The organism is Ureibacillus manganicus DSM 26584, from assembly GCF_000772945.1.
Lineage (GTDB): Bacteria > Bacillota > Bacilli > Bacillales_A > Planococcaceae > Ureibacillus > Ureibacillus manganicus.
In genome coordinates, this window is the sequence record NZ_JPVN01000015.1 from 62,160 (window position 1) to 88,093 (window position 25,934).

27 protein-coding genes are annotated in these 25,934 nt (G+C 33.8%); 8 read left to right on the plus strand and 19 right to left on the minus strand.

Going from position 1 to position 25,934, the window contains the following annotated elements:
* Positions 1-6: 6 nt before the first annotated feature.
* The 7 genes from CD29_RS12900 to CD29_RS12930 form a co-directional block, all read right to left on the minus strand.
* Positions 7-2,349: an ABC transporter permease gene (locus CD29_RS12900; protein WP_036187524.1), complete on the minus strand. Its 2,343-nt coding sequence runs from the start codon at positions 2,347-2,349 to the stop codon at positions 7-9.
* Between the two features lies 1 nt (position 2,350).
* Positions 2,351-3,112, minus strand: a complete 762-nt coding sequence (locus tag CD29_RS12905; protein WP_036187527.1) for an ABC transporter ATP-binding protein — start codon at positions 3,110-3,112, stop codon at positions 2,351-2,353.
* A gap of 147 nt (positions 3,113-3,259) precedes the next feature.
* A complete protein-coding gene (locus CD29_RS12910; RefSeq protein ID WP_235801837.1) occupies positions 3,260-4,513 on the minus strand; it encodes a HAMP domain-containing sensor histidine kinase in 1,254 nt (417 codons plus the stop codon).
* A gap of 8 nt (positions 4,514-4,521) precedes the next feature.
* Positions 4,522-5,226, minus strand: coding sequence for a response regulator transcription factor (locus tag CD29_RS12915; protein WP_235801838.1), 705 nt, complete (start codon positions 5,224-5,226; stop codon positions 4,522-4,524).
* 249 nt (positions 5,227-5,475) lie between these two features.
* Entirely contained in the window at positions 5,476-6,648 is a 1,173-nt protein-coding gene (locus CD29_RS12920) for an MFS transporter (RefSeq protein ID WP_036187536.1), read from the minus strand.
* 3 nt (positions 6,649-6,651) lie between these two features.
* On the minus strand, positions 6,652-7,797 hold the full coding sequence (locus CD29_RS12925; protein WP_036187624.1) for an MGDG synthase family glycosyltransferase: 1,146 nt from the start codon (positions 7,795-7,797) through the stop codon (positions 6,652-6,654).
* A 380-nt stretch (positions 7,798-8,177) separates the two neighbouring features.
* Complete coding sequence (locus tag CD29_RS12930; protein WP_036187539.1) at positions 8,178-8,678, minus strand: pyridoxamine 5'-phosphate oxidase family protein; 501 nt, start codon at positions 8,676-8,678, stop codon at positions 8,178-8,180.
* A gap of 166 nt (positions 8,679-8,844) precedes the next feature.
* Between CD29_RS12930 and CD29_RS12935 the strand changes: the two genes are divergently transcribed.
* Together CD29_RS12935 and CD29_RS12940 are read left to right on the plus strand one after the other, a co-directional pair.
* Entirely contained in the window at positions 8,845-9,072 is a 228-nt protein-coding gene (locus CD29_RS12935) for a hypothetical protein (RefSeq protein ID WP_036187542.1), read from the plus strand.
* A gap of 83 nt (positions 9,073-9,155) precedes the next feature.
* On the plus strand, positions 9,156-9,722 hold the full coding sequence (locus tag CD29_RS12940) for a flavodoxin family protein (protein WP_036187545.1): 567 nt from the start codon (positions 9,156-9,158) through the stop codon (positions 9,720-9,722).
* A 41-nt stretch (positions 9,723-9,763) separates the two neighbouring features.
* Here the strand turns inward: CD29_RS12940 and CD29_RS12945 are convergent, their stop codons facing one another.
* Positions 9,764-10,000 carry a hypothetical protein gene (locus CD29_RS12945; RefSeq protein WP_052124151.1) on the minus strand — a complete coding sequence of 79 codons (237 nt, stop codon included), beginning with the start codon at positions 9,998-10,000 and terminating at the stop codon, positions 9,764-9,766.
* Between the two features lie 132 nt (positions 10,001-10,132).
* Between CD29_RS12945 and CD29_RS12950 the strand changes: the two genes are divergently transcribed.
* On the plus strand, positions 10,133-10,396 hold the full coding sequence (locus CD29_RS12950; RefSeq protein WP_408056624.1) for a YqhV family protein: 264 nt from the start codon (positions 10,133-10,135) through the stop codon (positions 10,394-10,396).
* A gap of 116 nt (positions 10,397-10,512) precedes the next feature.
* On the opposite strand, the gene corA is transcribed toward CD29_RS12950, so the two are convergent.
* From corA to CD29_RS13000, 10 genes are all read right to left on the minus strand, one after another.
* A complete protein-coding gene (gene corA, locus CD29_RS12955) occupies positions 10,513-11,475 on the minus strand; it encodes a magnesium/cobalt transporter CorA (RefSeq protein WP_036187549.1) in 963 nt (320 codons plus the stop codon).
* Between the two features lie 288 nt (positions 11,476-11,763).
* Complete coding sequence (locus CD29_RS12960; protein ID WP_036187551.1) at positions 11,764-13,260, minus strand: class I adenylate-forming enzyme family protein; 1,497 nt, start codon at positions 13,258-13,260, stop codon at positions 11,764-11,766.
* Between the two features lie 23 nt (positions 13,261-13,283).
* Entirely contained in the window at positions 13,284-14,093 is an 810-nt protein-coding gene (locus tag CD29_RS12965) for an enoyl-CoA hydratase-related protein (RefSeq protein ID WP_036187553.1), read from the minus strand.
* 13 nt (positions 14,094-14,106) lie between these two features.
* Positions 14,107-14,619: a TRAP transporter small permease gene (locus tag CD29_RS12970; RefSeq protein WP_036187555.1), complete on the minus strand. Its 513-nt coding sequence runs from the start codon at positions 14,617-14,619 to the stop codon at positions 14,107-14,109.
* Positions 14,620-14,743: 124 nt separating this feature from the next.
* Positions 14,744-16,057, minus strand: a complete 1,314-nt coding sequence (locus tag CD29_RS12975) for a TRAP transporter large permease (RefSeq protein ID WP_081976247.1) — start codon at positions 16,055-16,057, stop codon at positions 14,744-14,746.
* Positions 16,058-16,121: 64 nt separating this feature from the next.
* Positions 16,122-17,273, minus strand: coding sequence for a TRAP transporter substrate-binding protein (locus tag CD29_RS12980; protein ID WP_036187559.1), 1,152 nt, complete (start codon positions 17,271-17,273; stop codon positions 16,122-16,124).
* Between the two features lie 28 nt (positions 17,274-17,301).
* Positions 17,302-17,892 (minus strand): TetR/AcrR family transcriptional regulator, encoded by a 591-nt coding sequence (locus CD29_RS12985; protein WP_036187561.1) that lies wholly within the window; start codon positions 17,890-17,892, stop codon positions 17,302-17,304.
* Between the two features lie 10 nt (positions 17,893-17,902).
* Positions 17,903-19,051 carry an acyl-CoA dehydrogenase family protein gene (locus CD29_RS12990; protein ID WP_052124152.1) on the minus strand — a complete coding sequence of 383 codons (1,149 nt, stop codon included), beginning with the start codon at positions 19,049-19,051 and terminating at the stop codon, positions 17,903-17,905.
* Between the two features lie 338 nt (positions 19,052-19,389).
* Entirely contained in the window at positions 19,390-19,725 is a 336-nt protein-coding gene (locus CD29_RS12995) for an ArsR/SmtB family transcription factor (RefSeq protein ID WP_036187563.1), read from the minus strand.
* A complete protein-coding gene (locus CD29_RS13000; protein ID WP_088322166.1) occupies positions 19,722-20,150 on the minus strand; it encodes an SRPBCC family protein in 429 nt (142 codons plus the stop codon). Before CD29_RS13000 ends, CD29_RS12995 begins: the two co-directional genes overlap by 4 nt.
* Positions 20,151-20,339: 189 nt before the next feature.
* On the opposite strand from CD29_RS13000, the gene CD29_RS13005 reads away from it, so the two are divergent.
* The 4 genes from CD29_RS13005 to CD29_RS13020 are packed head-to-tail and all read left to right on the plus strand — an operon-like array spanning position 20,340 to position 22,707.
* Positions 20,340-20,780, plus strand: a complete 441-nt coding sequence (locus CD29_RS13005; RefSeq protein ID WP_036187568.1) for a LytTR family DNA-binding domain-containing protein — start codon at positions 20,340-20,342, stop codon at positions 20,778-20,780.
* A gap of 25 nt (positions 20,781-20,805) precedes the next feature.
* Positions 20,806-21,264: a DUF3021 domain-containing protein gene (locus CD29_RS13010; protein WP_169716182.1), complete on the plus strand. Its 459-nt coding sequence runs from the start codon at positions 20,806-20,808 to the stop codon at positions 21,262-21,264.
* Positions 21,257-21,985: an ABC transporter ATP-binding protein gene (locus CD29_RS13015; RefSeq protein ID WP_036187576.1), complete on the plus strand. Its 729-nt coding sequence runs from the start codon at positions 21,257-21,259 to the stop codon at positions 21,983-21,985. The genes CD29_RS13010 and CD29_RS13015 overlap by 8 nt, the downstream gene beginning before the upstream one ends.
* Positions 21,982-22,707 carry an ABC transporter permease gene (locus tag CD29_RS13020; protein ID WP_036187577.1) on the plus strand — a complete coding sequence of 242 codons (726 nt, stop codon included), beginning with the start codon at positions 21,982-21,984 and terminating at the stop codon, positions 22,705-22,707. Before CD29_RS13015 ends, CD29_RS13020 begins: the two co-directional genes overlap by 4 nt.
* A 176-nt stretch (positions 22,708-22,883) precedes the next feature.
* Here CD29_RS13020 and CD29_RS13025 read toward each other — a convergent pair whose 3' ends face one another.
* Positions 22,884-23,849, minus strand: coding sequence for a bile acid:sodium symporter family protein (locus CD29_RS13025; RefSeq protein ID WP_036187578.1), 966 nt, complete (start codon positions 23,847-23,849; stop codon positions 22,884-22,886).
* A 311-nt stretch (positions 23,850-24,160) separates the two neighbouring features.
* Between CD29_RS13025 and CD29_RS13030 the strand changes: the two genes are divergently transcribed.
* A complete protein-coding gene (locus tag CD29_RS13030) occupies positions 24,161-25,873 on the plus strand; it encodes an ABC transporter ATP-binding protein (protein ID WP_036187579.1) in 1,713 nt (570 codons plus the stop codon).
* Positions 25,874-25,934 lie beyond the last annotated feature (61 nt).

Genomic DNA, 25,934 nt, shown 5'->3' on the forward strand with positions numbered 1-25,934 from the left:
TGTTATTTATTCTGAAATTAATCCGTAAGCAGAAATATTTTTAATTCTTCTTGATACTAAAATAATGACAATATAGGACAATATTAGAATCCCTATACAAAGTATAAGTATACTTGGTAAGTGAATAATAAATTCTAATCGTTTAACTCCTGCACTTGAAAGTAGTACGGAAAGCATTGGGTTTGTGAAATAGTATCCAAGCACTCCACCAACTGCTACTCCTGTAATGATTACTGGCAAAAAGCTGATTGATATTTGATTCATCAATTGTATCGTGGAATAACCGATTGCTTTCATTACACCAAACTCTTTCTTCCGCTTAATAATCATTGTTTTAATGACAAGATATAGGATCATTACAACAACTAATACAGTAATGATAAATACCATCACCATAACTGCAAACACTGCAGATGTGTACATGCCTGTTTGGCTTTCAATATTTTCATCAATATCTAACACTTCAACTATTTGGTCCCCATATTGTTCCTGAAGATTTTTTATAAAGTCTTTATTTGCTATACCATCCAGATAAACATATAAGATCCACCCTTTATAGTCGGAATACAAAGTCTGTATACCTTCCATAGTCAAAGCTGCAACCGTGCCGCCATTACCCATCGCTTGGCTAAGACCTGTTATTATATAATCAGATGCTTCACTTCCGTATTTTACCTCTACTGTATCCCCAATCCCCTTGTTAATCTGATTTGAAACAATCCAGGAAATCGAGATTTCATTATCGTACTTTGGTTGGCGCCCTTCATAAACAATATTATTCTCCAGCTCATCATATTGTTTCGTAATATTTGTATATACCGTGTGATCATCTATTTCGGTTTTTATCATATCTAATATATTCACTTTTCTTACATGATCCATTTGTTCAATATCATTTATAAGAACTTCTGTATCAGTTTCTGATTTCACCACGATATAAACATTCGCAGGTTCGGAACCGAATAAATTAATAAAAGCTGTTTTGTCAGTAGCTACATTATAATAAAGTACTACTGAGAAAATAGATGCAAATGTTAACGCTATAATAATTAATAAAATCATTAGATTTTGTTTTGCATTTGCGATCGTTGATTTAGTAGCAAGTAAAAAATGCAGTCCACCTTTTGCTTTCTCTAATGGAAGATGATTTCTCTTGAAGTTGTGTGTTAGTAAACCTCCACGGAGTGCAGCTACTGGTACAATTTTTCTGACACGATATGCAGATAGTAAAGAAACGACTAAAACACTAAATGCTACAAGGAACATACTGATTAGATTAATTATTAAATCAAAAGTTTGAATCCATATTAATCCTGATAATGTTGAAATAATTCCTCCAAATATCGGCATTAGAACATATGACAAGGCAATACCAATAACACTACCGCTTAAGGCTATGATGATAAATTGAAGAATAATAGAAGAAAGAATCTGTCTGCTAGTATAGCCAATTGCTTTAAGTACTCCAATATTGGCCATTCCATCTTCAATGCTATTTGTAACTCTGAATCTAATGACGATTAGTGAAACAAGCACAATAATTATTGCAAAGGCTACTAATATTGTCGCTACCATATTAACAGTTAGGGTGTTTACACCTTTCACCAATTCGAAATCTAATCCCCAAATGTAAGAATTCGATTCTTCTGTTAATCGCTGATATTTATTTATAAAGTTGTTTTTAAATTTTGCTGATTGCGTTAGATCTTCCATAATTGCAGAAATAATAATCGCATCTGATTGAGTATCTAGTTCATCTTTCAAGTTTGAATAAGCAATTTCTGGTAGCATAAATTTAATAACTCCGATATTATTTGTCCCCATCATTGTTGTTTCAAGGAACCCTGCAATTTTATAATTATAATCATGGTTTTTATAGTTGATAGTAAGCTGTTCACCTAATTCATAACCAGCATTTGTTTTAAAACTATATGGAACATAAATATCATTTTCACTTGAAGTACCTAGCTTTTCTATTAATTTTAACTGACCTATTTCGCGTTGTTCATTTGCATTGAAAATTACGATATTTACAGATAATTCGGCTCCACCAAAATCAAATTTAGCAATATCCATATTTATTAGTTCTTCTGTTTCAACCTTTGTTACTCCGGGATAACTTCTCGCGTATTCCTCTTTAGACGTATCATATGTTGCTTCATCCATCACAAAGGTTACATGGGGATCTTCTAACTGCTCCACCTTATTATCAAAGAATGAACTTATTTGAGTAATTACCATTAAACCAGTGTTGAGAAGTAATGCCGCAATCATGATAAAAATGAGTAAAGAAATCGTCGCAGATTTACTTTTTTTAATATTAGCTAAGGCTAATTTCGTTATTTTCACTTTACCACCCCATTTCTGCAAGGAAATGTTTAAGCTTTTCATGACGCTCTATATTTTCATTTTCACTATACGGACCTAAATGCAGGTCACCTTGAATGACACCATCACGTAAATAGAGTATTCGATTTCCGCGCAAGGCTGTTTTCATATCATGTGTGACCGTAACAATGCTTTGTCCATTATGATTTATATCAGTAAATACATCTAAAACACTTTTACTAGAACTTGAGTTTAATGCGCCTGTAGGTTCATCTGCAAAAAGTATTTTAGGGTTATTGATTAATGCTCTTACAATACCCACTCTTTGTGCTTCCCCACCGGAAAGTTGAGTAGGGAATTTCGACCATGAATTTTCACTAATACCAACCTGGTTTAAAAGTTTTTTTGCTTTTTTTACAAGTTCACGTTTATTTTTATTTACTAATAATCCACTGGCTAATACATTGTCAAGTACACTCATATTGTCTAAAAGGTGAATTTGTTGGAACACAAACCCACAATGATTTCTTCTAAAAATCGCTAATTGATCATTATTTAGTTTTGATATATTTTTTCCTAAAAAATTGATTTCTCCTAATGTTGGTTTATCCATACCGCTAATTGCGTAAAGTAGAGTAGATTTCCCCGATCCTGAACTCCCCATTATGATTGTAAAATCTCCTTCTACTAAACTTATATCAAGGTTCTTTAAAACATGTTGCTGAAGTCCACCACTCGAAAAGGTTTTGCATAGCTTTTCAGTTTTAAGAATCATGCTTGTCATAATTGTGTGACACTCTCCCTTTATTAAAATGAAGTTATGACCTAAAGAAAAAAGACCGTAATGAATATTACAGTCTTATCATACAAAATGAATTCTTATTAAATCTTTATGTAATTCTTAACTAATCCTTAATTAAATCCTTAATTTTTAAGCAAGTTTCATTTTTATAACTATTGTAAATCCATCATTCCGGTTATAGCAGTTAATTTTGCCATTCATGTTTTCTATGAAATACTTAGATATATAGAGTCCGAGTCCCGAACCATTCTTCCCTTCTACATTTTTTCCCCGATAATATTTATTAAATAAAAGGGGGAGTTCATCTTCCTTGATACCTAGTCCAAAGTCATTAAAGTGGAGTTCAAGATAACCCTGATGAATTTGTGACTTAATCTCAATCTTTGTTCCTGCATATTTGTATGAATTACTTATTATATTGTCTATTACCTGCTGCAGACGTACCGGATCTATTAAAATAATACACTGTGGAATTGAATCATAGATTAGTTGGTTATCATAATTGACATTCTCTATCATTTTAACAAGTACTTCGCTCGATTCTTCAGTTACTGTTAACTTTAACTGTTGTAATTCTTCTAAAGTGGCATGAAACATATCTGTAATGAGTAAGTCAATTTGGTCCGCTTTCGAATAGATTGTATTCACTTGCTTTATGACCTTTTCATCCGCTGCTTGCATAAGCATCAACTCACTTACTGCTTTAATGGAAGCAACAGGTGTCTTTATGTCATGACTTAAAGTAGCTACAAGCTCTTTCTTACTACGGTTGGATTCATATTCTCTTTGACGTGCATTTGCCAATTCTTCACGCATTATATCAAAGCTTTCTGTAAAAGCACCAAAGTGATTGTTCTTGTCCATCACTAAAGGTATATCTAGATTTCCTCTAGCTACATTTGCCGCAAAGTTCTGAAGCTGCCTAAAAGGTTTTAATACCGTTCTATGAACATATAGAATAAATAAAATATTAATTAACATTAGTACACCAAAAATAACAATATTGGAATTGATCAGTTCACTTTTCATTTGTTGTAGAATTAATTGTTCGTTATTTCTAATAATTAATTTTCCTAAAAACTCATGTCCATGTTTTAAATCTACAACTATATCTCTATTCTTTATAGCCTCATATAAACCGTCAAAATGATTACCAGGTGTTTGATATATTACTTTTCCTAAGTCATCTAGGATTACGAATGGTTGTTTTAAATCGATATGGTGGAACAATTCATCGTTAACTTGTCCCCAATTTTTCTCAACAATTTTAACTACTTCATTAATGGCTACAAGATCTACTTCTGAATTATTTTTATTATTTATAATTATTACCGAAATTATAATTCCTGTAATAAACACAATTAAAATTAGTATAGTTAGCAATTTTACTCTCATTCGTTAGAATCCTCTAAAACATACCCTGTACCCCATACAGTTTTAATAAATAGTGGGTTCTTTGGATCACTTTCAATTTTCTCGCGCAAATGCCGGATATGTACGTTTAAAGTGCCATCCCCCACAAAAGAATCTCCCCATATATTTTGAAATAATTCATCTTTCGTAATGATTCTATTTTTATTTTTCGCTAAATAAGAAAGAAGTTTATATTCCATTGTTTTTAACTGTAGATCAACACCATTTACCCTTACTCTATGAAGCCTCGTATCTATTTGAATATTTCCAAACTGTAACACTTTTTGCTCGTTGCTTGTGCCTACTCTATATCTTTTCAGTACCGCTTTAACTTTAGCTAGCAAAATACTTAGTGTATAAGGTTTTTGAATATAATCGTCTCCACCTATATTTAATGCAATCAAAACATCATCATCGCTAGAACGTGCACTTATAAATAGAATAGGTATCTGTGTTGTTTTTCTTAATTTTTTACACAAATCAAAACCTGAAGAATTCCCTAGATTGATATCAAGGAGAATCACTGACGTTTTATGTTCCTCAAGAAAACTTTCGCATTCCTCTGCACTTGTTACAAATGCCGTTGTCACTTCAAACATATTAAAATATTCGCAAGTCGTCTCTGCTAAAGCAACCTCATCATCAACAATTAAACAATCATAAGTCATTTTTAAATTCTCCATCTAATTAGTTTTCCGAATCTTCACACTAACATATTAAGTATACAATAGATTTAAAATCAAATTGTAAATCTTTAGGTACTTAAATATCAAAAAGTGATTTATTGATAACCCTTGTGATTTTAGTAAATATCCTGATAAGCAAAAAAACTCGAAAAAAAACCCGAGTTTTGTCCTATTATTCTTTATCTATTGTTAAAAAGAAATTTAAGAAATTAAAAAAACAGCTTGTCAATTAAACAAGCTGTTTTCTCAACCATCAGTTTTTAAATTTTCTCTTTGTTTTCTTATAGCATAGAAGAAATAGAATATTGCTGCGACACCAAAAATAACTCCACTGCCTTGAATTGTCGTCATTGTTTGGTATGATTCTGCTATTATACTACCAATTGTAGGGCCGATCATGACACCGAGACCTTGTAAACTTGAGAATATACCCCATCCTACAGCTTTTAAAGACTCTGGTATATAGCCTGCAATAAATGAATTCCACGCAGGTAGGAAAAGAGCATAAAACACGCCTAAGACTATTACAACTGTTATAATCATAGCAAGACTTGGTTTTGATCCAAGTGCAAATAGGGCAGTTGCAAATATTAGGAAACCTATAATACATAAGATAATTTTGTTTTTCACGTTATCTACAAGTTTACCAAGGGGAATTAATGCTAATACTAAACTAGCACCACCAATGAGTATTAATAATGTGTATTGGTTTGTTGATAAATGCAGATCTTTCATCGCGAATATTGGAAGAATTGGAATTAGCATCCCCATTCCAATCCCTTGAAAAAGAATTCCCGGGACAACAACTTTACTACTCTTTACTAACTCTTTAGTTATATCCCATTGTTTTTTAATGTCTACTTTTTCAACACAAATATTTCCTGTGTTAACAATAGAATATATTATCCAAGCAACGATTGTTAAGCATGGTAAAAACCACAATAAATTATCGATATCAAACTGAACTAAATAATTCATAGCAACATAGCCTGCACCTAGTCCTAATAACCAGCCAAGGTAAACTACACTAATTCTTTGACCTCGTTTATCGCCCGCAGCTTTTGTTAATAAATAAATCCAAATTGGACATACAGCAATTCCAGTAAATAGCGTACTTATTATTAATGTGAAACTATTGGGCCAAATCATAAACAGGGATAAGCTTAAAGTCATCACCGCAAAGCTTAAATGTAAGACCTTGTTGCTTCCTATATTCTCAATAACATACCCCATGACGAAATTCGCAAAAGTATCTCCAATAAAGTGAATTGAAATAGCGACACCAACAATTGCTAAGGAAATTCCAATCGGATTAATAGAAAGACTTGGTAGATAACTTATAATATAAGCTCCTCTAACAAATTCAACTATTACTAAAGGGATAATTAGTAAATAGAATTCATATTTAGTAGATTTCATAATTTATACTATTATCCTATTCATTTTTTCTTTTTCAGCATGCAAGTACAGAACGTCTTCACAGATGACTTGTGCTGAATGCGCATTATATAGTTCTTTCATATTTTTTTTCATGCTCATACGAAGTTTTTCATCTTGAAGTAAATTAAATATACTATTCAGTAATTGATTTGAGCGAGTTACTTGAACGGCTGCGCCTTTACTTTCAAAGAATATCGCATTTTCTTTTTCTTGACCTGGGACAGGACGATATAAGATTAAAGGCACTTGTACTGCTAAAGCTTCACTTAACGTAATGCCACCAGGTTTTGTTACCATTAACGTAGCTATTTTCATTAATTCGTCCATTTTGTTAGTAAAGCCAAGAATCACAGCATTCTTATTACCCGCAAATTTTGTTGTTAATGTGTCTTTAAGTTCTTCGTTTTTTCCACATACGACTATTACTTGATTGTTATTGGCTGCAAGTAGCTTATTCACCATTTCATCAATATCTTTTAACACACCAAATGCACCTGCAGCAATTAAGACAACAGGTCGATTCATATCTAATTGATATGATTCAAATAGAGCCTTCTTATCGCACTCGGCTTCAAATACAGGATCAATAGGAATTCCAGAAACTTTTATGCGTTCACTTGAAAATCCAAGTTTCATAAGGTCACTTTTCATAGTTTCAGAAGCCACAAAGTATCTGTCAACTTCTTCGTGAATCCAGTTTTTATGGGCGTAGTAATCTGTTACTACGTGCACAATAGGTATTTGAGCACCGGTTTTTTTTCTAAACTCAGGTACAACAAGCATCGGAAATGTATTGACAATAATATCTGGTTTTACTTCTTCCACCAAGTTCGTCAATGTCGTCATACCGTACTTATTTAAAAAATCGTAAGATACAATTCTTTTTTTCTTACTTCCACCGTAGTAGAGAAACCCATAAATCTTTTGACCATAAGTAAAACTTTTTATATATAAATATTTTGAAGCTTTCGTTAAAATTGGATGTGAATCTAAATACAAATCAGATTCGACGATATTGTCTTGCGACACCCCTTGTTTCAAGAACATATCTTTTAAAGTTTTAGTTACCTTTAAATGACCATTGCCATAGCTACCTGTTAATAACAAAATTTTAGGGTTGCATGTCATTTTTGTCACCTTTTATCACCTTCGTTAAAGTATATATATCAATTAGTAAAGAATACATTGCAATTATTAACCAGTTATAAAAAAACTATTAAGATTAATAATATATGCCAATCTACCCCCTAAATTGCATATTTAGGTAAATTTAAATCTTATAATGTATCATTCTATATGACTTCCATTTGTCAAGCAAAGTTCCTATACACAACTGTAACATCTAAATAACCAGATTTCATTCTTAAATTTTTATCTTGATATCTGATATTATACTATATTGTAAAAAATATCAAAATGTAATTTTCATACAGCATTTACCAAAGATTACAAAAAAGAGTGTAGAATCATCTTATTTTCAGGTGACTCTTACACTCTTTTCTTTATTTTTAATGACTAAATGCTTCACTAAATTTTCCAGTCATCTTTTCAATCTCCACTTCAAAAAGTTCTGTTTTTGGAAGTGCAGGGTAACCACTTTTTTCAAATTGCCAATTTGGGTCCCCATATTTTTTCCATAATTGATCGTAAAACCATTCTTTTTTTATATCATCTACTATATGCAGAATTTTTCCAAATAGAACTACACTTGTATATGCCAACGCTGAATGACAAGCATATTTTTTCCCTGGTACAACTTGGCCCATTTCACTCACTTCAATTGAAACCTTTTGATTCGCTTTAACATTTGTAAAGAAGTGACTTTCTCGTAAGTTTCCTATATGGATATAAAATTTGCTTCCACCTTCATAAACATAAACAAACGGTATAACATATGGATATCCATCTTCCCCAACCGTTGCTACATGTGCGACTTTACCAACTTTTAAGAAATGTTCGGTATCTTCTGCTGATAGTTCTCTTTTTTTATTATTTAGTATACCTTTCATAACATTCCATCTCCTCTCTTAAATTAATATTCTAAATACATGTTTAAATTCCTTTTAATTCACTGAATTTTTTCGTTTACAATTGTTGGTTAATGATATTTCTTAAATAATTGAAATATGTTAAGATAATGTTGAATTTTATGTATTATTGTAGGGGGTAAGGTTAATGGGTAGTAAAGTACAAAAATTAGATGCAAAAGTTACACCAGAGCGACTACAAGAAGGCTTATTAGAACGTGACCGCTTAATTCTACAAATTATTATTAGTGTTCTAGATGAAAAACAAATTTTAGAACGCCATATTTTAAAAGAGCGTGTTGCTAACTTAATCGAACTTGCAGATCACGATGACGAGTTAAAAGAAACAATTCATGCATTATTAAACAGAATTTAATATTACTTATTTTCCAAAGATGTACATAGATTTCAATATGTACTTCTTTTTTTTATAAAATTTTATTTAATGAGGAGGGGCTTATGAAGATTGTTGCATTTATTGGTAGCTCAAGAGCCAATGGGAATACAGAATACTTAACCGATGTACTTTTAGAAGGACTTGATTTTCAAAAAGTCTATTTAAAAGATCTAACAGTGAAACCAATCGTAGACATGCGTCATACTGAAGAAGGATTCTCAGTCGTTGATGATGATCATGACTCTATACTAGAGGCAATTTTAGATAGCGATATCCTTGTTTTTTCAACTCCAATCTATTGGTATAGTACTTCAGGCTTAATGAAAAATTTGATAGATCGTTTCAGTCAAGCTATTCGAGATCAACGATATCCTAATTTGAAAGAACATTTACAAAAAGTTGAAAATTATGTTGTTGCAGTCGGTGGTGACAATCCAAGAATTAAAGGATTACCACTTATCCAACAATTTAAGTATACATTTGACTTTTTGAAAATGAATTTCACTGGTTATGTAATTGGTAAGGCGAGTAAACCAGGAGAAATTTCACAAGATAATGTTGCACTATCTCAAGCACGTCTTATGAATCAACAGATTAAACAAATGATTCAATCCAGATTACTAAATTAACTACTTTCGAAATAAGGAGGTGCGATTTAATCGCCCCTCCTTCAATCTTCTCTATTTATTTGTATTGGTGGGGTATTGTTATAAAGGAATGTTGGCTCAAAATTTGTTTGTCCATCATCGCCATAAAATTCCTCATCCAATTTCATATTCGCTTCTGTTGGTGAATCTATATGATCTGAACGCAAACGATAAACACTATTCATTTCTTCATTTAGTTTAATATTTGCTTCTACAGCCTCTCTTTGTTGATGCACATCAGGTTTTGGATCTTTCTGCATGTTAGTCCTCCTTTCTTCTTCTTAGTTTGAGTAGAGATAAACGATTAATCCCCAATAATTTGGACAAATATTTCCCTTTGGACAAACATACATTTTCTTATAATTAATAATCAAAGTTTAGGAGATGACCGTTTGGAAGGCGCACTTCTTTATATGGTATTATTGCGTATATTTTCAGGTAGTGTAGACATAGCTGCTGCAGGACTAATGTATAAATTTAATGATATTGAAAAAGCATTAACCATCAATACCATGCTCGCTCTAGTTGGACCAACAGTTATGATCATTACGACAGGTATTGGGATATCAGGTTTAGGCGATCGAATTTCATTAGGTAAAATCATACTCTTATTCACTGGAATTGCATTAATTTTAATAAGTATGCGGATGAAATAAAAGTTTTGAACTAGATTAATACAAAAGCTAAGTGAATGTAAAATTCACTTAGCTTTATTTGGATTACGTTACCCAACAGGCACATGCTCCGAAAGTAAAACGCATAACAGATTATATTATTTAAACCAACCTCTCCACCAAAACCAGATGAGCATCAGACTACCTATTACTACCATCATCCCTAATGAAATAAAATAACCATAATCCCAAGCCAATTCTGGGATATGTTTAAAGTTCATTCCATAAATTCCAGCGATAAATGTAAGTGGCGCGAATATTGAAGTAATAATCGTTAACGTTTTCATTACTTTGTTTGTTTGGTGAGAATTTAATGACAAATAACTGTCCCTTATATCTGCGGTTACTTCACGATTTGTCATAACCATTTCTGAAAGTTTTAGCAAATGATCGTAAATATCATTAAAATACACTTTTCTTTCTTCTATTCTATTCAAATTAAGATGATGTGAATTTAACATTCTATAGAGTAAATCACGCATCGGATTAACGATATGGAGTAGATTTAATAGCATATTTCTTGTTTCGAAAAGATCATCCATTAACTGATCCATAGATTTACTTTCTGTTTTTTTAATCATTGACTCAAGCTCATCTTCAATCTTATAAATAATTGGGAAATAATTATCAACAATTTTATCTAAAATCTCATAAAAAACATAATAAGGGTCCCACTTTTCTAAATTATCTTGTGCAAGGAGTAAATTCCAAACTTTCGTGATCTCCATGGATGGCTTTTTATGAAACGTAATGATATAAGATTCACTAATAAAAAAGTCTACTTCTTGTTTCTTTATCTCATTATCTTCTTCATGCACAGTATGGGTGACAAAAAAAGTATACTCTCTATAATAGTCTAACTTTGCGCGTTGAAACTTTTGAATACAATCTTCAATAGCTAATGGATGAAAGTGAAATGTAGTAGATAAATGTTGCATTTCTTCATCTGTCGCTTCACTAAAGTCAACCCAATACCATTTAAACGACATAAAATCTACGTTTTCAATTGAACTGTTTTTTTCTAAATGATGATCATTCGTTATACCTATAAAATTGATCATTAAATTGTTCCCTCATTAATGAATAAAGTTATTATAAATGCAATTTTCTTAAATAAATACATTTAGCTTTAGTTTTATCAAAGAATATCTTTTTTAAGCGCTTAATGACTAATACCTCTTATAATTTTTTTAACTCAATTTTATCTACAAAAAAAAGAGTATTCGAGGTTTATTTCGAATACACTTGAGCTATACATATTCACTGCTTAATCGCAGTCTATTCTATGTTTACATTTTATTTAGGATAACTTAAGGGTTTACTTTTGGAAAGCCAATTATATTCAGTTATCACACTACATGCTGAACCTTTAACAAATGTTTCAACACTTTTCCAGATGCATTTCGTGGAAGCACATCAATAAATTCAACCTCAGCTGGCACCTTATACTTCGCTAAATTTTTGACACAGTAGTTAATGATTTCGTCTGCATCTAGTGTCTTTCCTTCTTTTAATACGACAAACACCTTCGGAACTTCCCCGTACACTTCATGCGGAATCCCTACAACAGCCGTTTCTAAAATTTCAGGAATTTGATATATCACGTCCTCAATTTCAACCGGATAAACATTTTCCCCACCACGGATAATCATATCTTTTTTACGATCGACAATATATAAGTAACCTTCCTCATCAAAACGACCTAAATCCCCTGAATATAACCAGCCATCTTTAATAGTACGCGCAGTTTCCTCTGGATTCTTTAAATAACCAATCATCACTTGCGGTCCTTTAACAACTATTTCACCAACTTCACCTAAAGGTACAGGCACTCCTTCTGTATCTACTACTTGCACCTCTGTACGAACTAGTGGTTTCCCTACAGAGCCAATTTTTAGTAATGCTTGATCATCCAATAAGGAGGAAGCTGCTGGTGTATTTTCTGTCTGGCCATATAAGTTTTGTACTCTTACTTGTGGGAATGCCTCTTTTAACTGGCGCAAGATTTCATAAGGCATCGGTGCTGCACCGTAAGTGAAAAGTCGCAATTTAGGAAACGACAATGACTTTGTATTAGGTCGATTTAATAAAATCGTATACATTGCTGGTACACCAAAGAAAATAGTAGCCTCTGTTTCTACTAATTGCTGTAAGGTTTTATCTGGCGAAAAGGCTTCTTCAATAACAATTGTTCCACCAGAATAAAGGATTGGCACTGCAAATACATGGCTTGCTGCACAATGGAAGAGAGGCGTACAGATAAACATCCGGTCATGTTCATTCATTTCCATTGACTCAGACCAAATTCTTCCTGTTTCATAAAGATTTCGCTGCGAAAGCATTACGCCTTTTGGTTTTCCTGTCGTGCCTGATGTATACATAACAACTGCCATTTCATCTGGCTTAACTTCAACTGTGACAAACTTTTCATTCAGCGAAGCATCCTCTACGATTTTCTGTAATGACTTTTCATTAATAATGACTTCTTCAAATTCATAGCCTGTTGCTTCAGCATTTGTATAGAGTGCTTGATCTGCTATTAACACTTTTGCTTCTGAATGATTTAAAATATATTGCACTTCAGGAACTGCAAGCTTCGTATTAATAGGCATTGCTGCCATTCCTAATAACTGCACACCAAAATAACACACTAAAAACATATCTGAGTTATTCATATAAATTGCAGCGATATCACCTTTTTTATAGCCTTTACTTTGTAAATAGGAAGCTAGTCTTTCAGCTTGCATATATAACTCTTTATAAGTTAATGTTTTATTTTTAAATTGTGACGCAATCTTATCTGCCTTTGTTGTTGCATATTGTTTTAACATATTTGATACTAACATCATGAACACCCTTTCATTCAAGATTATTTAAAAAACGATGGTAAGTCAGAAGCTTTTAATGAGAATTCAGGCCTACGCTTTTCCATAAATGACTGAACCCCTTCATGTGCATCCTCATGACGAGAAGCCCAAAACAAAAATTGTGATTCTGGTTTATGGGAAGCAGAAGGATGTGGTGCATTTACCATTTTCCATAGTAGTTCCCGCGTAAATGCAATCGAAGTTGCCGCTGTATAATTTATAATGTCCTGGGCTATTTCTTGTGCTTTTTGTAGCGGATCCTCCACTTCATATTGAAATAATCCTGCTTCTAAGCCCTCTTTTGTAGAAATATAGCGCCCTGTATACATCCATTCCAGCGCTTTGCCAATTCCTACATGCTTCGTTAAAAACCAGCCTGAACACGCTTCTGGACCTATTCCCCTGCGAGCGAAAACAAATCCTACTTTTGTATCCTTCTTAACAATTCGAATGTCCATTGGGAGTGTCATTGTGAGTCCAATACCAACTGCAGGTCCATTAATAGCAGCTATGATAGGCTTATTTAACTCATAGATTTTGAGACTCACCTTCCCACCAATATCACGAAACTCCTCCGCTGAAACATCTACCTTAAATGAATCCTCACCTTCGGATAAATCCATACCCGCACAAAATGCACGACCTTTTCCGGTTACAATGATGACACGTACTGAATCATCATTCTTTACGTTTTGAAATAATTGTTCTAATTCTTCACTCATTTTGTACGTATAGCTATTTAATACATCTGGTCGATTTAATGTAACTGTTAATATCCCTTGCTCCAAAGAAGTTTCAATCGTTTCAAACACATCTTTCTCCTCCTCAGATGCCTATCTCGTTATTTGATGCAATATCTTCATCTTTTTTGATGAAACGAAGAAGCACTTCCACTACTACAAAGAAAAATCCGAGAGGTACTAAAAAGTAAATTGGCCATATTGGCACTAAAACTCCTGCTACTGGAATGGACATACCAATATTAAAACCTGATAATGCAAATTGAAGACCATAATATGTTAGTAATGAAAAAACTGCGGCATCAATGACAAGTAATAAATAATGATGGAATACTTTAAATTTTTGTGGTGCTTTTGCAATGAGTTCAGTTAATCTTGGTAAAATCCCGACCCAATACGTATAGCCAAGTGCTGGGAATATAACTAACGGCATGAGAAAGTTTTCAGTAATTTCGTACACCCCAGGAATCGGGGTTTCAAAAACATTCCGTCTAAACACATCTGCTGTAATGAGAATCATCATTGCTAAAACTCCAAAGCAACTAATATATTTGCAAACTTCTCTACAAATATGTGTTGTCTTAAAAAGTACCTTCATGTCTTTCCCCCTCGTATGTTAGTAGTAAGAACTTCTTTCCAATAGGGTTTCCAATTATCCCCTTTAATTGGAGAGAATATTAGTAAGAGGTTCCTTTGGCTCACTCACTCTTTTCACCACTGTTTTAATGCATTTGACTTGGTAACCATGTAACAATTTGTGGGAATAAAATAAGTAATGCGACAATAATAATTGTGCTAATCACAGCAAAGACCGTCGACACTCTAAATAGCCGTTCAATAGGGATGCCCGACACACTACCAACCACATATACACTCAAACCGACAGGAGGTGTTAACATACCGATTGTACAAACAATTGTCAGCGTAATACCGAACCACAGTGGATCAGTGTTAATGACATCTAAAATTGGTGTTAAAATTGGCACTGTCATTAAAATAACCGCTACACTTTCCATAAACATAAAGAGGAAGAAGTAGAACACCATAATCAAAATCAAAATTAAAACTGGCTGATCAATAATTGGTTGTAATAGATCAATGATTTTCCTTGGCACCAAAGATAAAGAAACAAATCGTCCGAATAAGGATGCTCCAACTACGATGAACATCGCCATAACAGTAATTTTTACCGTTTCCACGAGCGATGATTGCATAAACGACCAATTTACTTTTTTAAGTAGCAATGCCATGATAAACGCAATGGACGCACCGACTGCTCCCGCTTCTGTTGGTGAAAATATCCCCAAATAAATACCACCGAAAATTGCTACAGCTATACTTACGCCAAGTATAGTAACTATGATATATCTCGAAACAGGTACATTTTCTTCAAACTGCTCTTGCGTACTATTGTTCAATTTCATTTCTTTTTTATAGACTCTTAAATAAACTAGGGTAATCACAGAGAAGATTAACATTAATAAAATACCGGGTATTAACGCTGCCGTAAAAAGTTTCCCTATGGAAATTTGAGCTACTACTCCATACAAAATTAAAATAACACTTGGTGGAATAATCGCAGATAATGACCCAGCACATGCTGCAATTGTCCCTGCCAATTCAGGAGAATAACCACGTTTACGCAATTCTGGTACTGCAATTTGCGCGAGCGCTGCTGATGTGGCTGTACCTGAACCAGATACACCACCTAATAATCCACCTAAAAAAATTGTCATAATACCGAGTGGCCCTGATTTTCCTCGTGAAATCCTAAATAGTAGCCCATACAAGTCTTTTATAATTCCTGCTTGAATAATAAACTGGGCCATCAAAATGTACATTGGAATCGTTGTTAACGAGTATACCGACACACTATTAAACGGTTCATTTTGTATAAATCCTTTTAATAGATCCATTCCACCTAATAGATAAATACCGATGATTCCTACAACAAACATTAGTGAACTAATATAGTGACCAACTAATAGAAGATAAATAAATAGAATAAAACAGATTAGAATAATAATATTTTCCATCATTGTCACCCCCAGGGGATAAAGAAGTTAAGTGTTTACTTAACTTCTTCTCGGTTTGATATAATTACAGGTCCATAATTTCTTGTGGTAGTGTTGCGCCAGCCTTTACCAATTCGTCTCTCCATAAAATTGCCATCTCTCGTCCTGCATGTCCTTGTGCTTCTAAATTATCAATCCACTGTACCCAAGAGTTTACTATTGCTTCTTCGATTAAGGTTTTTACCTCAGGGTTTAATTGATCAAATTCAATAATCTTACCGCCTTTTGCAATATTAGAATCAATGTTTTGTTTTGTTTCACTCTTTGTTAATGTCGCACCGCCAATTGCTGCTTCAAGTGCATTCTTTTTAAAAATCTCTTGAACTTCAGGTGTTAATTTATTCCACGTTTCTTCAGTCATCGCTGTATGCCCTACAAAATGACCAAAGTTCGCACCAGTTATCGTATATTTGATTACTTCATCTAAACCGAAAGCAATCCAATCTGGTGCATTGTAGAAAATACCGTCTAATGCATTACGGCTAAGTGCATCATACGCATCTGAAATTGGTAACGACTGCCCTGTTATCCCTAATTCTTTCGATAAAATTTCATGTACGCGTGATGCAGTACGAATACGAATAGATGCAGTGAAATCACTTACACTTTCAAAATTTGTTTTTGTTGTAGAAAAAACATATGGCTCAGTCGGTGGATTAGCAAATGCAACTAATCCTTTATCGCCAAATTCTAATTCATAATATGTTTTACCGTCTTTTAACTCACGGTCACTAATCATGACATTCGCAAATGCTTTCTGTGCAATCTCTGCATCAGAAGAAAGTAAAGGTAACATAACTGCCTCTGTATATGGGAATCGCGCTGGATCGTATGGTGGCATAAGTGTTAACGCAATATCAATTTGACCTGATAATAACGCATCATACTCATTCCCTAGAGATACTAATTCTCCAGCGTTGAAGACGTCAAAGGTAATTTGACCATTTGTATCCTCTGTTACAGAGTCTGTTAATGGCTTAAACATACCGCGATACCAAAAATGCTTATCAGGCACTCCTGAAGAAGCTCTGAAATTTAATTTTTCTTGCGAAGTTGCTCCTGTATTATCACCGGATCCTGTTTCATTATTTTTTGCTGGCTCATTTCCATTACCACCACAAGCGACTAACACCGTAACTACTAGCGACAAAACAAACAAAAATAGTAATTTTCTCATCATTTACCCCCTAGTTTAATAGTTGTCTTCATTTCAGAATTTTCAGAATATTATAGGCAAACAAATCTATAATGTCGTCAATCGTAAGTCGACCATTTGGCCGTACCCATTGTTGAACCCAGTTTAACCCACCTAAAATAAACTGCCTTGTAATTATTGGTTCATGTACTACAAACTCTCCCTGCGTAACTCCTCTTTCGATAATTTCATCAAATAATCCAGCATAGTGCTTTCTCAATCGTAAAACAGGCTCCAAGTACTCTCCGGTATAAGCTTTTTTAGGCTCGATAATTAAATTTAAACTCTCTTTTTGGTTGAACGCATAATATATATGAATTTCTATCATTTTCTTAAGCGTATCACTAGCAGATACTCCATTTTCAGCTCTCAAGCACTTTTCAAGATCTTTTACTGCTTTACTTAATACGAAGTTATGACATTGAAAGATTAGGTCATCTTTATTCTTAAAGTAGTAGTAAAGAGAACCTTTTGTCATCAGTAGTGCGGCGGCGATTTCTTCCATGGTGGTTCCTTCATAACCTTTTTTATTTACAATTGCTATTGCAGATTTCAAAATTTCTTCCCTTTTTTTCTTAGCGCGTCTTTCACTTATTCGCATGACAACACCCCTAATCTAGCAATTTCTTGGCAATAATTCCTTTCATCACTTCGGTTGTGCCAGCGTAAATCGATGTTACTTGTATATCGCGAAACCTTCTTGCAATCTCGTATTCTTCCATATATCCATATCCACCATGTAACTGTAGACATTCTGTAGCAACTCTCTTAGCCATCTCACTAATCCACCATTTTGCCATAGATACTTCTTTTACGATGTCTTCATTTTGTATGTGTCTTTGCACTAACTGATTGACGTAATTGCGCCCTAATTCTATTTCTGTTGCCATTTCAGCAATTTTGAAGCGTGTATTTTGAAAATCTGCAATCCGGCTACCAAAAGCCTGACGCTCCTTTACATATTGTATTGTTAGATTCATCATTTCTTCTGCTTCAACCATTACCTGTAATGCAACAAGTAATCTTTCTTGCTGAAGCTTTTCCATCAAGTAGTAAAACCCTTTCCCCTCCTCACCTATTAAATTACTTACAGGTACCTTAGCATCTTCAAATATTAACTCGGCAGTATCACCACTATGCATCCCGATTTTCTCGAGCTGTTTTCCACGTTTAAATCCGGGTGTTCCTGACTCGACTACTAGAAGACTTATGCCTCGATACGCTGGCATCGCATCTGGATTTGTCTTACAAACGACAACAACAAAATCTGCTTTCCCACCATTCGTAATGAATGTTTTAGCGCCATTTAAGATGTAATAATCCCCATCTCGTATTGCAACCGTTTTCACATTTGCCAAGTCTGACCCTGCACCAGGCTCCGTCATTGCAATGGCGCTAATAAATTGACCCGTTACACTTTTAGGTAACCATTTTTTCTTTTGTTCCTCTGTCCCGTAATCCGCAATATAAGGACATACAATATCTGCATGTAGCGAAATACCACTCGACAAACCAACGCCTACTCTTTCTAATTCCTCTGTTAAAATTGCCGAAAAGCTAAAGTCTACCCCAAGCCCACCATACGATTCATCCACCCAAGGCATTAAAAAACCGTGCTCCCCGAGTTTTTCCCAAAACGCCCTCGGAATATCTCGCTGTTCCTCCCATTTATTGAAATAAGGGTATGCTTCTTTTTCTAACATCCTCCGAAGTGCTTTACGAAACTCCTGCTGCTCTAATGTTACTTCTAACAAATTCATCTTTTTCTCCCTCCCACCATTCATTTGAAATGTGATTACAATATCAATTTGAATTAACTTTAAAATTTGAACTACATTCAATTTTTTAATATATATGTAAAAACATTCCCTAACATGTTAAGAAAGAAAAAATATTTTTCTTTCTTGTAATGGAACGATTTAAAGTAATTTCAAAAGTAACATTTAACGATTGAAATATGATGGTATTTGGGCTTCAAATTCTATTAATAATGGGTACAGTTTAATAGATTAGTTTATTCAATGTACTTTATTCTGCTAATATAAATAAAAAAAATAGCCATCTCACCCGCGCATTTACTGGGGAGATGGCTTCTTATTTAGTCCTTTTTTAAAGTATCGTTTTCTACAACATACTTAAACTTTGTTAGTTTGTTATGCCAGAACCTTTCGTAGTAAGCTAACCATTCTTTTATATCTTTTAACGGCTCCGGCTGCAAGGAGTAGATTTTCTCTTTTCCACTTTTTTCTCCTAAAATTAGACCCGCTTCTGACAATATTTTTAAATGTTTTACTACTGCTGTCCTACTTATATCAAAATGTGACGAAATTTCAGCAATGGATTGATTTTTACTTGATAGTAGATGAAGTACTTTCCGCCTGGTTGGATCGGCTATAGCCTGAAACACATCATATGTTTGTTCTTCGGCATTCATTTTACTTCGATCACTTGCTTAAATTTCTTAACAATTCCTGCCCATCCAGCATTCATTGTGTCACGAATCTCTGAATTTGTACGTTGTGCTTTTGGAACAATTGCTTCGCCCTCTTTCCAACCACCATGAATCACTGTAAATTCTGTTCCGTTTTCAACTTCTTGCAATTTGAACGTAGCTACCCATCCATCCGTATCCCATTCAAATTTAATTGTATTTGGCTCGTTTACTTCAATTACTTTACAAGGAGATGGACCAAATGGGGATTGGATTGTAAATTCGTACCCTTCTTCAGCCTTGAAGTCGTTAGGCATAAACCATTCTGAAATACCCTCCGCAGTTGAAATATAGTTCCATACTTTTTGAATAGGTGCTTCAACAAAAATCGACTGAATAATGTCTGGTAATGTATTTTGATTGTTTATCATAATTTTCGCTCCTCATCATCTAACATATAACCAAATGGTGTTATATAGGATTATATATAACCAAAAGGTGTTATGTCAATGTTTTTTCTTTTTAACCGCCTGTCATCTATTTTGAACCACTTATCTTCATTTCATTTACTTTCATTCCTTTCTTCTCTTATAGTTTAACCAGAGGAGGTCATCGCGATGAAAATTGAATTATCTATAGATCCAACCTGTGAAGAACCAAAATTGATAATTATTACAAATGAAGTAACTGATGAAATTACTGATATCATGGAATTTTTATCCCCTGATTCATTCGGGCGGATTTCTGCTTATACCCATCGCGGAGTATCAATTGTTAATATCCAAAACATCATTCGAATATTTACTGAAAATAAAAAGGTATACATACAAACATCTAAAGACATCGCTGAAGTGAAACTTCGTTTATACGAATTAGAGGAGAAACTAAATTCTAAGCAATTTGTCAGGATATCAAACTCAGAAATTGTTAATATCGATGAAATTGCCAATATGGATATTAGTAAAACAGGAACCATTGGGGTAACTCTTAATGGCAATATACAAACTTATGCTTCCCGGCGATATGTTACTAAAATTAAAAAGCAGTTAGGACTGTGAGGTGTTAGACATGTTAAAAGATATTTTGCAAAGGATTACGGTAGGTGGAATTATCGGACTGATCATTTGTCAAATTGTATTAGTATTTATTTCATTAGGGGTTGGTGAGGGAAAGTTTATCGCTGTATCCCCAAATTTTGAAAAATTAATTCAACATGAGGTACTTGCATTTATATTGCAAAATCTAGGCTTTGCGTTGATTGGAATTACATTTGCACTTTGTGGTCTATTTTTTGAAATTGCTCGGTGGAGTATGGCTAGGCAATATGTCACCCATTTTTCTATTACGAGTATAGTATTAGTCTCTATTGTATTTACTATTTGGACACCAGAAACAATCTGGAATGTTTTAATTCTATTATTCAACTTCTCTTTAACCTATTTCATTACCTGGACTGTGCAATACAAAGTATCGAAAAGAGATATTGATCAAATTAACGCATTAATACAAAACCATAGAAAAGGAATGGATTTAAATGATTGAGATTAAAGAATTAGGAAAGTCATTCGGAGAACGTGTGGCTGTTGATTGTTTATCTTTGAAAATACGAGAAGGTGAATTTTTTGCACTTCTTGGTTCAAACGGTGCAGGTAAAACGACTACGATTAAAATGATGAGTGGACTTCAAACACCCACTAGTGGAGATATCAAAATTTCCGGTGAATCCATTTTTTCAAATCTACAAGAAGCAAAACAAATGATGAATCTATCACCACAAGAAACAGCAGTTGCTCCAAACTTATCAGTTAAGGAAAATCTCGAATTTACAGCTAAGATTTATGGCAGAGATAAAAAGGAAGCAGCATCTAGAGCAATTGAGATGATGGAGAAATTTGGTTTAACTGATCGTTCGAAGACAAAAGCGAAGACACTTTCAGGTGGTCTACAAAGACGATTAAGCATCGCAATGGCAATGATTACAAAACCTCGAATTGTTTTCCTTGATGAACCAACACTCGGATTAGATGTTAGAGCTAGAAGAGATTTATGGAATATCTTGCTCGGTTTAAAAGGTAAAATGACTATTATTCTAACGACTCATTATTTAGAAGATGTAGAAACCTTGGCCGATCGAGTGGGAATTATGCATAACGGGAAATTATGTGCGCTCGGTACAACAAACGAATTAAAAGAGGAATATCAAAAACATTCCTTAGAAGAAGTTTTTCTTTATGTAACAGAAGATTTGGAGGTATTCGTGTGAGTTCGCTACATTTAGCTTCTAGAAATCAAAAGGAGATTCTTCGCGACCCGATTTCATTAGTCTTTGGTTTTGGACTACCGATTGTTCTATTATTGTTGTTTTCTATCATGCAACAAAATATGCCTTATGAATTGTTTCAAATTGAGCAATTAGCTCCTGGCATTATTGTATTCGGGTTTTCGTTTTTAACCTTATTCTCTGGAATGCTTTTGGGGAAGGATCGAGGGAGCTCTTTTTTAATGAGGTTATTTGCCTCTCCCCTCGGTGCGAAGGATTATATTATTGGTTATTTTCTTCCAATGCTGCCAATCGCATTGTTACAAATTGTTATTTGTTTAATAGCAGCGAGTTTCCTAGGATTATCTATTAATGCGAATAGTATAGTAGCCCTCTTAGTCCTTTTAATAATTTCTGTTCTTTTTATTAGTTTTGGTCTTTTGTTCGGTACACTATTTACGGATAAGCAAGTTGGTGGAATTTTCGCCCTTTTTGTAAACTTAACCGCATTCTTAAGTGGGGTTTGGTTCAGTTTAGATTTAATTGGTGGGGCATATAAAGCAATATGTTACTTATTGCCTTTTGTCCATGCGGTTGATGCAGCAAAAGCAGCCTTTGAAGGGAAATATCAATCTTTAGGAGGATCATTACTAATTGTCACTAGCTACTCTGTTGTAATTATGGGGATAGCTATAACAGTATTCCGTAAGCGAATGAGTTCATAGCATCGTACTCACATGGCAAGTTTAATAAATATAGACCACAAAAGAGATCGCTTTTTTCGTAAGGGATCTCTTTCTTCTATTATATATATCAATATAACAGTATAATTGTTCCTAAAAGGTTCTTGTCCCACTTCCATCTAACCCGGTTTAGATAATTAGCTATCGCCTAAAACTCTTTAAACTTGGTTCTCAAGACTTGATGGGAGAACTTTTTCTTTATATTTCTCTAGTATTTTACTAAATTGAGCAGCTAACACTTGTTGGAATAGCATCCCAAACACGACTGGCATAACGACTTTCGATGGAAAATAGGTTGTTGCAATAACAACACCTACAGCTATATTTCTCATACCACCGGTAAAAACAAAAGTTGTAATAATGCTAACATCTTTCCACATTAAGTGACCTATTATTAAACATAACGCATAACCTGATACTGCTACGATAAATACCACGGCAATAATCCAAATTATTTCCCAAGTAATACTTTGGAAATAAGGAGCAATTGCACTACTATTGATCATAATTATAAGAAATAAGCAAATCTTTTGAAATGGAGCAAGTGGTTTTCCAAGCGTATCCACAATTTTCCCCTTTGTAATCTCATTGAAGATTACACCAAGTATAGAAGGTAGTACAATCATCCACAATAGATCAACCATAATAGATGTAGTATTAATAGATACCGCTTCACCAACGACAAAGTGTAATAAAGTTGGTACAACAAACGGGGCAATCAACGTATCGATTAAGATGATTGACAAACCAAGAGCTAGATGTCCCTTACAAAAGCTAACCCAAATAAAACTAGTTACTCCAGTAGGTATAACTACTGACAATACAAAACCTATCGTAAGTAGATGATCGTGGAATATTGCTGTTGATACGAAATACGCCCAAATAGGCATGATTATATGTAAAAAAGCGATAGTCACTAAAATAACCCATGGATACTTTGAAAAACTACTTAAACCTTTAAAATTTAAACTTAAACTACTTAGGAAAGTCATAATAGCAAAAATCCAAGGGACTAGAAATAATAATTGGCTTCCAATAACTGCTATTAATACACCCATAATGAGAGAAAGTGGTGTCAAAATTGGCATGTATTTTTGAAGCCATTTATTTAAACTATTTAACATAGTTAACCTTCTTTCAATTTGAATCTCTAAATATCTCAATATCTAAACTTTTAATTGTTATTTTACTCCTAATCTATTAAATAAGAAATAAATTGATTTAGCATAATAGTTAGAAATTGTACTTATTGTTTCTTTTAGACACTCATTCTCTTTAACTCCTTCTTTTTTTGCAATATTTGAACTTCAAAGTTTAATAAGATAGAATAATAATCAACTTAAAGATTTAAGCAGCACTAAATTATAGTCTCCTCCACTATAATCAATACAATCTTTGTTCATCCAATGAAATAAAAAGAATTTGAGGTAAAGGTATGATTTTACGATTTTTTTCTTATTACAAACCACATAAACGGTTGTTTTTAATTGATTTTAGTAGTGCCATTATTGTCGCTATTTTAGAATTAGCATTTCCAGTCGCTGTACAATGGTTTATTGATCATCTTCTTCCAACTAATAACTGGGATATGATTGTGAAAGTTAGTATTTTATTATTATTTACATATGTACTTAGTACAGTATTGAATTTCATCGTCAATTATTTAGGACATAAGCTTGGGATTAATATCGAAACTGATATGCGTCAGCAGCTGTTTAACCATTTTCAGAAACAGTCTTTTTCCTTTTTTGATAATATTAAAACCGGACATGTGATGAGCCGTATAACAAACGATTTATTTGATATTGGGGAATTTGCTCATCATGGACCTGAAGATTTCTTTATCGCTATTATGACATTTATCGGGGCATTTGCGATCATGTTCACTATAAACCCAACTCTTGCCCTAATCATCCTTGTTATGGTTCCGTTTCTTATTTGGCTCATTACCTATTGTAATAAGAAGATGAATTATGCATGGTGGGACATGTACGGTAAAATTGCCGATGTAAATAGCCGAGTTGAAGATAGTATTTCAGGAATTCGTGTCGTAAAATCCTTTACGAATGAAGATTTCGAGACAAAGCGCTTTAGCAAACAAAATGGGTTTTTCCGAAAGGCAAAGCTTTACGCTTACAAAATTATGGCTGGTACTCACTCCAGTATTTATATGATGACTCGTCTGTTAACACTTGTAGTGCTGGTTGTTGGAGCGTGGCTAAGTTTTAATGGTCAACTGACTTATGGTGAATTTGTAAGCTTTGTACTATTCACCAATGTACTTATTAAACCAATTGATAAAATCAGCGCTTTACTAGAGTTATATCCAAAAGGAATGGCCGGATTTAAACGATTTACAGAAATGCTAGATCATCAGCCAGAAGTTTCGGATAAACATAATGCAATTGAGTTTAACAAACTTAATGGTGATATTACCTTTGAAAATGTATCCTTCAGCTATGAAAATAACAAAAGAGTGCTAGACGGAATCTCATTCAACGTAAAGGCCGGGGAAACCATTGCCCTTGTTGGTCCTTCTGGTGCAGGAAAGACAACAATTTGTTCACTGATTCCTCGTTTTTACGATGTAGAAAGTGGAGCAATCACAATTGATGGAATAGATCTACGTGATATGACGCAACAATCGTTACGAAAACAAATTGGCGTTGTGCAACAGGATGTCTTCTTATTTACTGGAACGATTCGAGAAAATATTGGTTATGGACAACTTGATGCAAGCTTTGAGGATATTCAAAAGGCTGCTGAGAAAGCACATTTGAAAGAGTTTATTGAAGGATTGCCTGATGGGTACGAGACGGAGATTGGAGAACGTGGATTAAAGCTTTCTGGTGGTCAAAAGCAAAGACTTGCTATTGCTCGTATGTTCTTAAAGAATCCACCAATTTTAATATTAGATGAGGCAACTTCAGCACTTGATACAGAAACAGAAAAAATAATCCAAGCGTCATTAAGTGAACTTGCACAAAACCGTACAACATTGATTATTGCCCACCGATTATCAACCATTCGTGATGCTGACCAAGTTCTAGTTATCACTCCAAATGGAATTGAAGAATCTGGTACTTATAATGAGCTTGTTGCTGCTGAAGGCATTTTTGCAAACTTGCATCATATTCAATTTAACTAAAGTTCATTAGAATTATAAAGGGGTGTTTTGAAAATTTTCTTTTCAAAACGCCCCTTGTTTT